The sequence below is a fragment of the Citrobacter europaeus genome (genome assembly GCA_020099315.1).
GTDB classification, from domain to species: Bacteria; Pseudomonadota; Gammaproteobacteria; order Enterobacterales; family Enterobacteriaceae; genus Citrobacter; species Citrobacter europaeus.
This window is the reverse complement of the sequence record CP083650.1, coordinates 5,076,180-5,090,000: the sequence shown is the minus strand read 5'-3', so window position 1 is coordinate 5,090,000 and position 13,821 is coordinate 5,076,180. Positions and strand designations below refer to the sequence as shown.

Below are 13,821 nucleotides of genomic sequence, written 5' to 3'. Positions count from 1 at the left end.
GAAGGCGAACTGCGCGTAGTGTCCAAACGTCAGCCGACCGAACAAGAGCTGCGCGATGCGCTGTTCTGCTGGAAGGTCGCCAAGTTCGTGAAATCCAACGCCATTGTTTACGCCAAAGAGAACATGACTATCGGCATAGGCGCAGGCCAGATGAGCCGCGTGTACTCCGCCAAAATCGCGGGCATTAAAGCGGCGGACGAAGGTCTGGAAGTGAAAGGTTCAGCCATGGCTTCCGACGCGTTCTTCCCGTTCCGCGATGGTATTGATGCTGCCGCCGCCGTTGGCGTGAGCTGCGTTATTCAGCCTGGTGGCTCTATCCGTGATGATGAAGTCATTGCCGCTGCCGATGAACACGGTATCGCGATGATCTTTACCGACATGCGCCACTTCCGCCATTAATCCACGGAGCAGACGATGAAAGTATTAGTGATTGGCAACGGCGGGCGCGAGCACGCGCTGGCCTGGAAAGCGGCGCAGTCGCCGCTGGTCGATACCGTTTTTGTTGCACCGGGTAACGCAGGCACCGCACTGGAACCCGCGCTGCAAAACGTGGCAATCGCGGTAACCGATATTCCGGCACTGCTGAGCTTTGCCCAGAACGAGAAGATCGATCTGACCATCGTTGGTCCGGAAGCGCCGCTGGTGATTGGCGTGGTCGATGCCTTCCGCGCCGCAGGCCTGAAAATTTTCGGCCCAACCGAAGGTGCTGCACAACTGGAAGGCTCCAAAGCCTTCACCAAAGACTTCCTCGCGCGTCATAACATCCCGACCGCGGAATATCAGAATTTCACCGAGATTGAGCCTGCCCTGGCCTATCTGCGTGAGAAAGGCGCGCCGATCGTCATCAAAGCTGACGGTCTGGCTGCCGGTAAAGGCGTTATCGTGGCGATGACGCTGATCGAGGCCGAAGCTGCCGTTCACGACATGCTGGCGGGTAACGCTTTTGGCGATGCAGGACATCGTATCGTTATCGAAGAGTTCCTCGACGGCGAAGAGGCAAGCTTTATCGTGATGGTCGACGGCGAGCACGTGCTGCCGATGGCCACCAGCCAGGACCACAAGCGCGTAGGTAACGGCGATACCGGCCCGAACACTGGCGGCATGGGCGCATACTCACCGGCCCCGGTGGTGACCGATGAAGTCCACCAGCGCACCATGGAACGCATCATTTGGCCAACCGTGAAAGGCATGGCGGCGGAAGGTAACACCTATACCGGTTTCCTGTACGCGGGTCTGATGATCGACAAGCAAGGCAACCCGAAGGTTATCGAGTTCAACTGCCGCTTCGGCGATCCGGAAACCCAGCCGATCATGCTGCGCATGAAGTCGGACCTGGTGGATCTTTGCCTGGCCGCCTGCGACGGCAAGCTGGATGAGAAAACCTCTGAGTGGGATGAACGCGCCTCGCTGGGTGTGGTCATTGCCGCCGGAGGTTATCCGGGCAACTACAATACCGGCGATGAGATCCACGGCCTGCCGCTGGAGTCTTCAACGGAGGGTAAGGTCTTCCACGCTGGCACCAAACTCGCTGACGACGACCGAGTGCTGACCAGCGGCGGGCGTGTGCTGTGCGCCACCGCCCTGGGTCATACCGTGGCTGAAGCGCAGCAACGCGCTTACGCCCTGATGACCAACATCCGCTGGGACGGCAGCTTCAGCCGTAACGACATCGGCTGGCGCGCCATCGAGCGTGAGCAAAACTAACGGCTGAGCTTAGCCAGCAGCGTTTTGCGCGTAATACCTAACTGACGGGCGGCTTCGGTTTTATTGCCGCCCGTTTTTTCCAGCGCCGCCAGAATCACCTCTTTTTCAACATCCACCAGCGGTTGGATCTCGCCACTGAATTCCGTTTTTATTGGCGTTGCGGCAATCGCCAACGGCAACTCGCGTTCGGAAATATATTCCCCCGTTAACAGCACCACTGAACGCTCAATCGCATTTTCCAGCTCACGAATATTGCCCGGCCAGTCATAGTGGATCAGCAGATCCATCGCCTGCGGAGTAAAGCCTTTCACCGCTTTTCGGTTACGCGCAGCAAAACGCTGGAGAAAATGTTCGGCCAGCAGCGGAATATCTTCCCGACGCTGACACAGTGCTGGCATTTCAATGGTGACGACGTTCAGGCGATAGTAGAGATCCTGGCGAAAGCGCCCGGCGCTGACCTCCTCGGCCAGATTACGATGCGTGGCGGCGATCAGCCGGACATCAACCGCAATAGTCTGGTTGCTGCCAACCCGCTGCACTTCGCGCTCCTGGATAGCCCGCAGCAGACGCACCTGCATCAGCGGTGAGATATCGCCAATTTCATCAAGAAATAACGTGCCGCCATCGGCTTCGACAAAACGCCCTTCCCGGCGTTTATCCGCCCCGGTAAACGCGCCTTTTTCGTGGCCAAAAAGTTCGGACTCCAGCAGCGATTCATTAAGCGCCGCGCAGTTGAGCGTCACCAGCGGCTTATCGCAGCGGGCGCTGCTGGCATGTAGCGCCCGGGCCACCAGCTCTTTCCCCGTGCCTGAGTCTCCGTGAATAAGCACCGTTGCATCCGAAGGAGCAACCATCGCAATTTCGTTGAGCAACTGCTGCATCGCCGGACTGCGGCCAATCATGCCAAACTGTACCGCCGACGCCGATGGCAGTTCAGCGCCCGTTTCCCGGGTATGCGCCAGCGCCTTTTCCAGCGTCTCCTGCAGACGGTCAAAATCCAGCGGCTTGATTAAGTAGTCCAGCGCCCCGGTTTTTAGCGCCTCAACGGCAGTCTCCACGCTGGAGAACGCCGTCATGATTAACACCGGAATCGCCGGATTCAGCGTTTTAATCTCTTTCAGCGTTGCGATGCCGTCCATCTCCGCCATGCGCACATCGCACAGCACTAAATCAAATACGCGTTCGCGCACCTGTTCCAGCGCCGCTCGCCCGCTATAGGCCAGCGCGACCTCATAACCCCAGCCGCGCAGCAACGCCTGTAAAATGGTGCAGTGGCTGATATCGTCATCGACCACCAGAATATTGATTTTTCCGCGCGTCATCCTTGTTGATCCTGTTGTTTCGCTTTGGTCGGCAGCCAAAGGGTAAAGGTCGCGCCTTTGCCCTCAACGCTTGCCACCTGAATGGTACCACCGTGTTGTTCGACTATGTTCTGCACAACCGCCAGCCCGAGACCGGTTCCGTCAGCTTTAGTCGTGAAGTAAGGCGTAAAAATGGCCTCCAGTTGTTCCGCTGCAATCCCTTTCCCGCTATCGGTCACCACGATTTTAACGCGATCGGCGCTGCTTTCACTCGCTTCAACCGTAATCGTGCCCTGATGCCCAATCGCATGAATGGCGTTCAGATACAGGTTCAACAAAACCTGAGTCAGTCGGTCAGGATCGGCCTGAATCGCGGGTAACGTGGAACTGGCCGAAAACTGTAGCTGGATTTCCCGGCTTGCCGCATCCTGACTCACCAGGTGTAATGAGTGGGTGATGACCTCATTAAGATCCACCTGTTGCAACGTCAGATGCGCAGGTTTCACCAGCTCCAGCAGCTCGCTCACTACCCGATTTAAACGATCCGCCTCTTTCGCCATCACCTGAGCCAGTTCGTGCGACTCGCCTCCTGCCGGGGTTCGTTCGGCAAAATACTTTGCTAAGCCTTTGATGGATGAAAGCGGGTTACGAATCTCATGCGCGACCCCAGCCGCCAGATGCCCAAGCGCCATCAGTTTTTCTTTACGCTTCATCGCGTCCTGCAGCTCTTTGTACGAGCGCTGATAGCGCTGATACCAGAAGAACGTCAGCACGGTGGCCGGCAGCACAGCCGCCAGCGCAAAGAGGACTATCAGAGTGTTACGCCACTCTCTTGCCTGAGTCGCGGCCAGATCGCTGGCATCAAAGGCGATAAATATGGTTTGCGCAGGCGTGATAAGCTTTCCGTCATTGCTGGCGCAGCGCGCCATGCCATGGCGTCCAGGACCATACATCGGCTGAAACTGGCGATAAATTTCCAGGGCCGGCGTTTTTTCGCCGTCCCTCGCTGGAATGTCAATATTTCGCCAGCTTTCTTGTTCCCCGGGACTAAGCTGTTGCAGAACATCCGGTGAATAGAGCGTTTTGCCGACCATTGAGGAATTGCTGTGAGTCATAATGACACCATGCTCATCAACAACGGCAAACCAAAGCACACCGGGTTGTACGGCCATTTCCTCCAGGAGCGTCTGCTGTTGAGCATGATGCATACGCATTCCCATGCCTACGCGCGTACCAGACTCCAGAGCGCGGATCAGCACGCTGCCTTTTTCCAGTAACGTTTGCCGTGCGGCGCCGCTTTCCCGCCCATAGTCCCGAATGGTCATAATCGAAAACCAGCCGACCAAAATCAGGATCGACGCCAGCAAGAGTCGGCTCGCCCACCTGGCCGCCGTGTCCTTATAAAGACGCATACGCTCTCCCTTTACCCACCTGTTCCTTTCATCGTTGCCGGTATACAGCAGAAATCATGCCATTTTTTCTCCTTAAGAACCCTGCCCTCAGACACAAACAGCTGCAAGTAGCGGGTAAAAATGACCCGTTAGCGCGTTCTGGCGAGTCATTTTTACTCGCTTCTCTACAGAGACGACGAGTACAGCGCCCGCAGGGCTGGGATTGCCGCTTTGGCACGGAAGATGCAAACAGGTATGTAAGCTAACCAACAGGAGAACGAACCATGAAACGGAACAACAAACTGGCGCTGATTGCACTCTCTCTTATCGCACTGGGCTCGACCCCGGCGCTGGCGCAGAATCACTGGGGATATGGTGACGGAATGCAGCAACGGGGCGGTACGCCAATGACCGCTGAGCAGCAGGCTACCGCGCAGAAAATTTATGATGATTACTACTCACAAACTAGCGCATTGCGCCAACAGCTGACTTCCAAACGTTATGAGTACAACGCGTTGCTAACAGCCAGTTCGCCGGACACGGCAAAAATTAATGCCGTGGCAAAAGAGATGGAGGCGTTGAATCAGTCCCTTGACGAGCAACGCGTTAAACGCGATGTCGCAATGGCGCAGGCAGGCGTACCTCGCGGAGCGGGAATGGGTTACGGCGGATGCGGCGGTGGCGGTTACCATCGCGGCGGCGGCCATATGGGAATGGGCCACTGGTAACAGTATTTCCTGATGGCAGATTATCAGAAGGTTTTCTCTTTCGGTTGCCAGTGACAGAAGTCTTCGTTGGCGACCAGCAGGAGCTGCGATCCTTCGGGCGCTTCCAGCCATGCCACGCTCACCTCTACGGATGAATGGCTCTGGCGGCGCTCAATATGGTTTATCGCCCACGATTCAAGATCGGGCTTCAGCGTCTCACCTTCACAGGTTGTGACCGTGTTATTCGCATGCCAGCGTCCCTGACGCAATATCACCCGTCCCTGACGCAACGCATCGCTGGTCTGGCGGATTTGATCGGCACGGTAGCGGTAAAGCGCGATTTGATCGCTGGAAAGCTGCTGCTTAAGACCGTCGACCTCACGCTGCATGAAACTCAGTTCACCCCGGTCATCAAAGCGTATACGAACATGTTCCGGCGGTTTACTGTACACGTTGAGTTCTATCAGAGAGAGCGAGTCACCCTGCCAGCGGTATTCACTGGTGGTGGTATCGCCTTTACGCCACGGACTAAATACCGAGAGCAAGTGAACATCGTCGCTGGAATCTTTACGCCAAATGCGTACTGCCCCCTGATCGCCAACATAGCCGCTGGCTGTGAACGGAGGAAGCTCAGAATGGCGACTGCAGGCAGACAGCAACAGAACACCTGAAAGCCACAGCGAATGACGCCAGATGGACAAAAGGGGCGAAAACGCCCCTTCGATAAAACTGTTCACTGCCACGCGAATTACTTAACCGCGTCTTTCAGTGCTTTACCAGAAACAAATGCCGGTACGTTAGCTGCGGCAATTTTGATTTCTTTACCGGTCTGCGGGTTGCGGCCAGTGCGCTCAGCACGGTGGTTCACTTTGAAGGTACCGAAACCAACCAGTTGTACAGCATCGCCTTCTTTCAGAGACTCAGTAATAGCAGCCAGAGTGGATTCCAGAGCAGCTTTAGCCTGTGTTTTAGACAGTTCTGCTTTGTCTGCAATTACATCAATCAGTTGAGTCTTGTTCATAAGTTATCCTTACAATGTGTTTATCGCTTGCTAAGCATCGAGTGCGACGGAAATGCCAGAAAAGCACTCTCCTGCATACACGCACCGATAGCCACTTTTTTTCGCCCCCCAAATGTAGACCAGACCGGGGGCGGATGGGAAGCCTTCAGGCACGACAAATCAGGCGTTAAATCACGTTTTGTGGTGTCATTGCTGAAAATTTATACCAATATTGCTCTCACCAGCCTCGCGCAGGTCTGCACGAAGCCCTTTTATCAGCTCAATATCGCGTTCTTCACAGTCGGCTAAAAGTCGGAAAATTTCCCACTGAATATCCCATTCTTGTTCAACAGCCGGGTTCTCTTTGAGCTCTTCATCGGTCATTTCGCGACCAGCCTGGGTCATTTCCAGCATCGCAACCGTCGTAATCGAAGCCTTACTAACTTCAATGGCATGCTCCAGCGTTTCACCGCTAAGACGCGAATGCATCAGTTCGCTTAATGCCACACAGGCATCAATCGCCGGATAAACGCCGTACAGATCGTAATCATCTGCAGAAGGAATGGCCTCTTCAAACTTCTCCAGTTGGCTATCGAAATTGATTTTCGCGTCTTTAACCGTCAGCGCTTCCCAAATCAGATCCAGAATTCGGCGGTAAATCTGTCCATCGCCAAATTCAGTTTGCTTGCAGAACATGGCGTAGTTTGGGTACATGCGTTCGCACAGGCAGGCCATAAATGTGACGTGCTGCCAGCTTTCCAGCTTCTCCAGACGCAGGTGAATCGGATTTTGTAACATGATGAGTTCTCAAATACGGAAATTAGCGGCAGTTTACCCGATATGGGGCGTTTTTGCTGCAAGCCGCGTAAAAGCCGGGCGTTCGGATGCCACCGCATCTGCCCAGCGTGTTGGTTCCGGCAGACGATAGCCGTTCATACAGCGTTGCACCCACGCCAGCGCGCTGTCCATACTCACGCGGTGCCCCGTAGAGATAAACAGCGGATTACAGCGTGCTTTGCTGCGCCAGACCCATGCCAGCTGTTCGCCTTTATCCAGCAACGGGGCTAATGCTCCGGGTTCGGCGGCAAGCGGCTCAAACTTGCCGCACAGCCGCTTTTTCGCCACGCCGATCGTCGGGACATCCACCAGCAGGCCAAAATGGCTGGACACACCCAGACGGCGCGGATGAGAGATACCATGACCGTCAACAAATAGCAGATCAGGCTTGTACGAGAGCAACTGCCAGGCGGCCATCAGCGCGGGGGTTTCGCGAAAGGAGAGAAAGCCAGGAATGTAGGGCATGGTGGTGGCGATTCGCGCCACCTTGTATTCAACCAGTTCCAGCGAGGGGTATTTCAGTAAGACCATCGCGGCTCGCGTCACTTCGCCGCCCTGCTCAAACCCAACGTCCGCCCCGCCGATCAGATCCGGCGGATCGTTCTTCAGGCGATCCTCGCGGATCACCGAAGAGGCCAGTTCAAGCTGCTGCGCGCGCAGCGACGCGAGATCCATAATAACTCCTTAGCGGTGGTATTGTTCGGACAGGCGATGCACCGCCTCCACAAACACCCCAGCATGTTCCGGCGGTACGTCCTGATGGATGCCGTGGCCGAGGTTGAAGACATGACCTTCACCGTGACCGAATCCGGCCAGAATCGTCGCAACCTCTTCTTCGATGCGGGCTGGCGGCGCATACAGCATGGACGGATCCATATTGCCCTGTAGCGCCACTTTATGACCAACACGACGACGCGCATCGGCAATATCGGTAGTCCAGTCGAGACCTAACGCATCACAGCCGGTTTCCGCCATCGCTTCCAGCCACTGACCGCCACCTTTGGTGAACAGCGTCACCGGTACGCGACGACCTTCGTTCTCACGCAGCAGGCCATCGACGATTTTGTGCATGTAGTACAGGGAGAACTGCTGATAGTCGCGACCGGTCAGCACGCCGCCCCAGGTATCGAAAATCATCACCGACTGCGCGCCCGCTTTGATCTGCGCGTTCAGGTACAGGGTGACGCTCTTCGCCAGCTTATCAAGCAGCAGATGCAGCGCTTTTGGATCGGCGTACATCATCTTTTTAATCACGGTGAAGGCCTTGCTGCTGCCGCCTTCGACCATATAGGTCGCCAGCGTCCACGGACTACCGGAGAAGCCGATCAGCGGTACTTCGCCTTTCAGTTCACGGCGAATAGTGCGCACCGCATTCATTACGTAACCCAAGCCATCTTCCGGGTCCGGGATCGGCAGTTTGTCGACATCAGCCTTGCTGGCGATCGGCGAGGTGAAGCGTGGGCCTTCTCCGGCTTCAAAGTACAGCCCAAGTCCCATCGCATCAGGAATCGTCAGGATATCCGAGAAGAGGATCGCGGCATCAAGTTTATAGCGACGTAGCGGCTGCAGCGTGACTTCGCAGGCCAGCTCGGCATTTTTGCACAGCGCCATAAAATCGCCCGCCTCGGCGCGCGTGGCTTTATATTCCGGCAGATAGCGGCCTGCCTGGCGCATCATCCATACCGGAGTGACATCAACGGGCTGGCGCAGCAGCGCACGCAGATAACGATCGTTCTTCAGTTCGGTCATTTTTGCAGTTCCTTATTGCGTCAGTCCATCAGTGTATCACCACTCGTTCTTTACTCGTACTCAGCCCGACACATTGCCACAGTGTCTTCAATCAATCGACGCGCGACGGTGCCTGGCGGGGGTAAAAGCGGTAAGTCGTCATAGCGATACCAGTTCGCTTCCAGCAGCTCTTTCGGGTCAATAACAATTTCGCCGCTATCATACTCCGCCATAAATGCGGTCATCAAAGACTGCGGGAACGGCCATGGCTGAGAAGTGACGTAGCGCAGATTTTTCACCTTAATGCCGCTCTCTTCCATGACTTCACGCGCCACCGCCTGTTCCAGGGTCTCGCCCACTTCGACAAAACCTGCCAGCACGGTATGCACGCCGTTACGATGGCGAACATGCTGGGCGAGCAGGATAGAGTCATCACGGCGAATGGCGACGATAATGCAGGGGGCAATTTGCGGGTAGTAGCGTTCGCGACAGTGGCTACACAGCATCGCCCATTCCGTTTTACTCGGGTGCATGGGATGACCACAGTAACCGCAGAATTTATGCGAACGGTAAAACTCGGCCAGCTGTACGCCGCGTCCGGCCAGTTGAAACAAGCCAACATCCTGGTCAATGATCTGGCGTACCGACCCCATATCGTGTCGACGCTGCTGCTGCACCAGCCAGACTGTTTCCCCTTCCCATTCGCCTATTGGTATGGCGCGCTGCCCGGTCAGATCAAAACGGGCTGCGTCGCCGTAAGGCAGTTCGCCATGAGGCAACCATAACTTTTGCTCATGACTGACAATCCACCAGCCGCTATCAAATTTTTCAATTATACGATCCATATCTCTTGCGCAACCTTTGCTTCACAGGCATGTTGTTTACATTATTTTTACATTTACGGGTGAGCAGTTCCTTAACACCATCTTGCGGAGTCAATCATGCTAAACCAGCTGGAAAGCCTGACGGAGCACGTCGGAGGAAGTAATAAACTGGTTGATCGCTGGCTACATGTACGTAAGCACCTGCTCGTGGCTTACTACAATCTGGTTGGCATTAAGCCTGGCAAAGAATCGTACATGCGACTCAATGAAAAAGCGCTGGATGATTTTTGTCAGAGCCTGGTCGATTACCTCTCCACCGGACACTTCAGTATTTATGAACGTATTCTCCATAAATTGGAAGGGAACGGGCAGCTTTTAAAAGCCACAAAAATTTGGCCGCTGCTGGAAGCCAATACGCAGCTGATCATGAACTACTATGATACCAGTCTGGAAACGGCGATTGATCATGATAACTTCCTTGAATTCCAACAGGTTTTATCAGATCTCGGCGAGGCGCTGGAAGCCCGTTTCGTACTGGAAGATAAGCTGATCATGTTGGTATTTGACGCGATGCACGAGAGTAGTACTCTCAAACGTCATGCTTGAGATTTGCGGCATTAACGCGTAGCTTACATTCATTACCTCTTAACTGAGGTTACTTCTTGTCGGAGTGCTTATTTTCCACAACAGCATGAGTGGAAAAGGCTGAGACCGTTAATTCGGGATCCGCGGAACCTGATCAGGTTAAAACCTGCGAAGGGAACAAGAGTCAATCTGCAATAGCATCGCCTCCGGGCGAGCTTCTCTCTTGCTTCATCCGTCGTCTGACAAGCCATATCCTTACTTTTATCTGGAATGAGCTATGTCTGCCACTACTAAACCTTCACGCCGCGAACAGCGCGCTCAAGCCCAACATTTTATCGATACCCTGGAAGGGACCGCCTTTCCAAACTCAAAACGCATTTATATCACTGGTTCGCAACCGGATATCCGCATTCCGATGCGCGAAATTCAGCTCAGCCCGACGCTGATTGGCGGTAGCAAAGACAACCCGCAGTTCGAAGAGAACGAAGCCGTGCCGGTGTACGACACCTCCGGGCCGTATGGCGATCCTGACGTGGCGATAAACGTCCAGCAGGGTCTGGCAAAACTGCGCCAGCCGTGGATTGTCGCGCGTAACGATAGCGAAGAATTAGACGTCCGTAGTTCCGCTTATACCAAAGAACGTCTGGCCGATGATGGTCTGGACGAGCTACGTTTCACTGGCCTGCTGACGCCAAAGCGCGCCAAAGCCGGTAAGCGAGTCACCCAACTGCATTACGCGCGCCAGGGGATAGTCACCCCGGAGATGGAATTTATCGCCATCCGCGAAAACATGGGCCGCGAGCGCATTCGCAGTGAAGTGCTGCGCCACCAGCATCCGGGGATGAGCTTTGGCGCGCGCCTGCCGGAAAACATTACGCCGGAATTCGTGCGTGATGAAGTCGCCGCGGGCCGCGCGATTATCCCTGCCAACATCAACCACCCGGAATCCGAGCCGATGATCATCGGTCGTAACTTCCTGGTAAAGGTTAACGCGAACATCGGCAACTCTGCCGTCACCTCCTCTATCGAAGAAGAGGTAGAAAAACTGGTGTGGTCAACGCGCTGGGGCGCAGACACAGTGATGGATCTCTCCACCGGCCGCTATATCCACGAAACCCGCGAGTGGATTTTGCGTAACAGTCCGGTACCGATCGGTACTGTACCGATCTACCAGGCGCTCGAGAAGGTCAACGGGATCGCCGAAGATCTCACCTGGGAAGCCTTCCGCGACACGCTGCTGGAGCAGGCTGAACAGGGCGTCGACTACTTCACCATTCACGCGGGCGTGCTGCTGCGCTACGTGCCAATGACCGCCAAACGCCTGACCGGCATTGTCTCACGCGGCGGTTCAATTATGGCGAAATGGTGCCTTTCTCATCACAAAGAGAACTTCCTGTTCGAACATTTCCGCGAGATTTGCGAAATCTGCGCCGCCTACGACGTCTCCTTGTCGCTGGGTGACGGCCTGCGCCCGGGTTCAATTCAGGATGCGAACGACGAAGCGCAGTTCTCCGAACTGCATACGCTGGGCGAGCTGACCAAAATCGCCTGGGAATACGACGTGCAGGTGATGATTGAAGGCCCGGGTCATGTACCCATGCATATGATCCAGCGCAACATGACCGAAGAGTTGGAGAGCTGCCACGAAGCACCGTTCTACACCTTAGGGCCATTGACCACTGACATCGCGCCGGGCTATGACCACTTCACTTCCGGGATCGGTGCGGCGATGATCGGCTGGTTTGGCTGCGCGATGCTATGCTACGTCACACCGAAAGAGCACCTCGGCCTGCCGAACAAAGAAGATGTGAAGCAAGGGCTGATTACCTACAAGATTGCCGCCCACGCCGCTGACTTAGCGAAAGGCCATCCGGGCGCGCAGATCCGCGATAACGCGATGTCGAAAGCGCGCTTCGAATTCCGCTGGGAAGACCAGTTTAACCTCGCGCTCGACCCGTTCACCGCCCGCGCCTACCACGATGAAACCCTGCCACAGGAGTCCGGCAAGGTCGCCCACTTCTGTTCCATGTGCGGGCCGAAGTTCTGCTCGATGAAAATCAGCCAGGAGGTCCGCGACTACGCCGCCGCGCAAACCATTGAAGTGGGGATGGCGGATATGTCGGAAAACTTCCGTGCCAAAGGCGGCGAAATCTACCTCAAAAAAGAGGAGGCGTAATGTACCAGCCTGATTTCCCAACCGTGCCGTTCCGCCTCGGGCTTTACCCAGTGGTGGACAGCGTGCAATGGATTGAACGCCTGCTGCAGGCAGGCGTGCGCACGATCCAACTGCGCATTAAAGATAAGCGTGATGAAGAGGTCGAAGCCGACGTCATGGCCGCCATTGAGCTGGGGCGTCGCTATGACGCCCGGCTGTTCATCAACGATTACTGGCGTCTGGCAATTAAGCACCGCGCTTACGGTGTGCATCTGGGCCAGGAAGATCTTGAAACCACCGACCTGAAAGCGATTCAAACGGCGGGGCTACGCCTGGGGGTGTCCACTCACGATGATATGGAGATAAACGTCGCGCTCGCCGCTAAACCTTCTTATATCGCGCTGGGTCATGTCTTCCCCACGCAAACCAAGCAGATGCCTTCCGCCCCGCAGGGGCTGACACAGTTGGCAAGTCATATTGAACGACTGGCGGATTACCCGACCGTCGCCATTGGCGGTATCAGCCTTGAGCGTGCCCCGGCAGTGCTGGCGACCGGTGTCGGGAGCATTGCCGTGGTCAGCGCGATTACTCAGGCGGCTGACTGGCGTGAAGCCACGGGCCAGCTACTGGATATCGCGGGAGTGGGCGATGAATGACCGCGACTTTATGCGCTACAGCCGCCAGATCCTGCTCGGCGATATCGCCATTGAAGGCCAACAAAAGCTGCTCGATAGCCATGTGCTGATTATCGGTTTAGGCGGGTTAGGTTCGCCTGCCGCGCTGTATCTGGCGGGAGCAGGCATCGGCAAACTGACGCTGGTAGACGATGACGATATTCATCTGAGCAATCTGCAGCGCCAGATCCTGTTTACCACTGATGATATCGCGCGTTCAAAATCTCAGGTTGCCCAGCAGCGCCTGACGCGGCTCAACCCGGATATCGAACTGGTATCGCTCCAGCAGCGACTGAAAGGCGATGCGCTCCGGCATGCGGTAGCACGTGCCGATGTGGTGCTCGACTGTACCGATAACATGGCCACGCGCCAGGAAATTAATGCCGCCTGCGTAACGCTCAACACACCGCTCATCACCGCCAGCGCCGTCGGCTTTGGCGGCCAACTGATGGTGCTCACGCCACCGTGGGAACAAGGCTGTTATCGCTGCCTGTGGCCAGATGATGTAGAGCCTGAACGCAACTGCCGTACCGCCGGTATCGTCGGACCGGTTGTTGGCGTGATGGGCACCTTGCAGGCGCTGGAAGCGATTAAATTACTCAGCGGTATTGAGACGCCCAGCGGAGAGCTACGCTTGTTTGACGGCAAAACCAGCCAGTGGCGCAGCCTCGCGCTACGACGTGCCAGCGGCTGCCCGGTATGCGGAGGGCAACATGCAGATTCAGTTCAATGATGAGCCGATGCAGTGCGCCGAAGGACAGACCGTCAGCAGCCTGCTCGCTACGCTTAATCAGCTTAAACCGGGCGCGGCGCTGGCGCTCAATCAGCAGATCCTGCCGCGCGAGCAGTGGGAGCAGCAAATCGTGCAGGAAGGCGACCAGATCCTGCTTTTTCAGGTTATTGCAGGGGGTTGAT

At 55.8% G+C, this 13,821-nt stretch carries 16 protein-coding genes and 1 riboswitch (1 of these 17 cut by a window edge); of the genes, 8 read left to right on the top strand and 8 right to left on the bottom strand.

Annotated features, from left to right (window positions below):
• Both purH and purD read left to right on the top strand, forming a co-directional pair.
• Nucleotides 1-399, top strand: the 3' portion of a protein-coding gene (purH, locus tag LA337_23880; protein ID UBI16138.1) for a bifunctional phosphoribosylaminoimidazolecarboxamide formyltransferase/IMP cyclohydrolase. It extends 1,191 nt beyond the left edge of the window; only the last 399 of its 1,590 coding nucleotides appear in the window; its start codon lies beyond the left edge, outside the window; the stop codon is at nucleotides 397-399.
• A gap of 15 nt (nucleotides 400-414) precedes the next feature.
• Entirely contained in the window at nucleotides 415-1,704 is a 1,290-nt protein-coding gene (purD, locus tag LA337_23875) for a phosphoribosylamine--glycine ligase (protein UBI16137.1), read from the top strand.
• Here the strand turns inward: purD and zraR are convergent.
• Together zraR and zraS are read right to left on the bottom strand one after the other, a co-directional pair.
• Nucleotides 1,701-3,026 carry a sigma-54-dependent response regulator transcription factor ZraR gene (gene zraR / locus LA337_23870; protein UBI16136.1) on the bottom strand — a complete coding sequence of 442 codons (1,326 nt, stop codon included), beginning with the start codon at nucleotides 3,024-3,026 and terminating at the stop codon, nucleotides 1,701-1,703. The two genes, purD and zraR, sit on opposite strands and share 4 nt — an antisense overlap.
• A complete protein-coding gene (zraS, locus tag LA337_23865; GenBank protein ID UBI16135.1) occupies nucleotides 3,023-4,417 on the bottom strand; it encodes a two-component system sensor histidine kinase ZraS in 1,395 nt (464 codons plus the stop codon). The genes zraR and zraS overlap by 4 nt, the downstream gene beginning before the upstream one ends.
• Before the next feature lie 263 nt (nucleotides 4,418-4,680).
• On the opposite strand from zraS, the gene zraP reads away from it, so the two are divergent.
• Complete coding sequence (gene zraP / locus LA337_23860) at nucleotides 4,681-5,124, top strand: zinc resistance sensor/chaperone ZraP (GenBank protein UBI16134.1); 444 nt, start codon at nucleotides 4,681-4,683, stop codon at nucleotides 5,122-5,124.
• 23 nt (nucleotides 5,125-5,147) lie between these two features.
• On the opposite strand, the gene LA337_23855 is transcribed toward zraP, so the two are convergent.
• The 6 genes from LA337_23855 to nudC all read right to left on the bottom strand — a co-directional run bounded on the left by LA337_23855 (nucleotide 5,148) and on the right by nudC (nucleotide 9,513).
• Nucleotides 5,148-5,840 (bottom strand): DUF1481 domain-containing protein, encoded by a 693-nt coding sequence (locus LA337_23855; GenBank protein UBI18547.1) that lies wholly within the window; start codon nucleotides 5,838-5,840, stop codon nucleotides 5,148-5,150.
• A gap of 11 nt (nucleotides 5,841-5,851) precedes the next feature.
• Nucleotides 5,852-6,124: a DNA-binding protein HU-alpha gene (gene hupA, locus LA337_23850; GenBank protein UBI16133.1), complete on the bottom strand. Its 273-nt coding sequence runs from the start codon at nucleotides 6,122-6,124 to the stop codon at nucleotides 5,852-5,854.
• A 186-nt stretch (nucleotides 6,125-6,310) separates the two neighbouring features.
• Nucleotides 6,311-6,901: a YjaG family protein gene (locus tag LA337_23845; GenBank protein UBI16132.1), complete on the bottom strand. Its 591-nt coding sequence runs from the start codon at nucleotides 6,899-6,901 to the stop codon at nucleotides 6,311-6,313.
• A gap of 33 nt (nucleotides 6,902-6,934) precedes the next feature.
• Nucleotides 6,935-7,615 carry a deoxyribonuclease V gene (gene nfi / locus LA337_23840; protein UBI16131.1) on the bottom strand — a complete coding sequence of 227 codons (681 nt, stop codon included), beginning with the start codon at nucleotides 7,613-7,615 and terminating at the stop codon, nucleotides 6,935-6,937.
• A gap of 9 nt (nucleotides 7,616-7,624) precedes the next feature.
• The gene (gene hemE, locus LA337_23835; GenBank protein UBI16130.1) at nucleotides 7,625-8,689 is read right to left on the bottom strand and encodes a uroporphyrinogen decarboxylase; all 1,065 of its coding nucleotides are present in this window, start codon (nucleotides 8,687-8,689) and stop codon (nucleotides 7,625-7,627) included.
• Between the two features lie 50 nt (nucleotides 8,690-8,739).
• Nucleotides 8,740-9,513, bottom strand: coding sequence for an NAD(+) diphosphatase (gene nudC / locus LA337_23830; GenBank protein ID UBI16129.1), 774 nt, complete (start codon nucleotides 9,511-9,513; stop codon nucleotides 8,740-8,742).
• A 96-nt stretch (nucleotides 9,514-9,609) separates the two neighbouring features.
• Between nudC and rsd the strand changes: the two genes are divergently transcribed.
• From rsd to thiS, 5 genes are all read left to right on the top strand, one after another.
• On the top strand, nucleotides 9,610-10,098 hold the full coding sequence (gene rsd / locus LA337_23825) for a sigma D regulator (protein UBI16128.1): 489 nt from the start codon (nucleotides 9,610-9,612) through the stop codon (nucleotides 10,096-10,098).
• A gap of 50 nt (nucleotides 10,099-10,148) precedes the next feature.
• Nucleotides 10,149-10,271: riboswitch (TPP riboswitch) on the top strand.
• Between the two features lie 83 nt (nucleotides 10,272-10,354).
• Nucleotides 10,355-12,253, top strand: coding sequence for a phosphomethylpyrimidine synthase ThiC (gene thiC / locus LA337_23820; protein UBI16127.1), 1,899 nt, complete (start codon nucleotides 10,355-10,357; stop codon nucleotides 12,251-12,253).
• Complete coding sequence (thiE, locus tag LA337_23815) at nucleotides 12,253-12,888, top strand: thiamine phosphate synthase (protein ID UBI16126.1); 636 nt, start codon at nucleotides 12,253-12,255, stop codon at nucleotides 12,886-12,888. The genes thiC and thiE overlap by 1 nt, the downstream gene beginning before the upstream one ends.
• Complete coding sequence (locus LA337_23810) at nucleotides 12,881-13,639, top strand: HesA/MoeB/ThiF family protein (GenBank protein ID UBI16125.1); 759 nt, start codon at nucleotides 12,881-12,883, stop codon at nucleotides 13,637-13,639. The genes thiE and LA337_23810 overlap by 8 nt, the downstream gene beginning before the upstream one ends.
• On the top strand, nucleotides 13,620-13,820 hold the full coding sequence (thiS, locus tag LA337_23805; protein ID UBI16124.1) for a sulfur carrier protein ThiS: 201 nt from the start codon (nucleotides 13,620-13,622) through the stop codon (nucleotides 13,818-13,820). The genes LA337_23810 and thiS overlap by 20 nt, the downstream gene beginning before the upstream one ends.
• The last annotated feature ends 1 nt before the right edge of the window (nucleotide 13,821 follow it).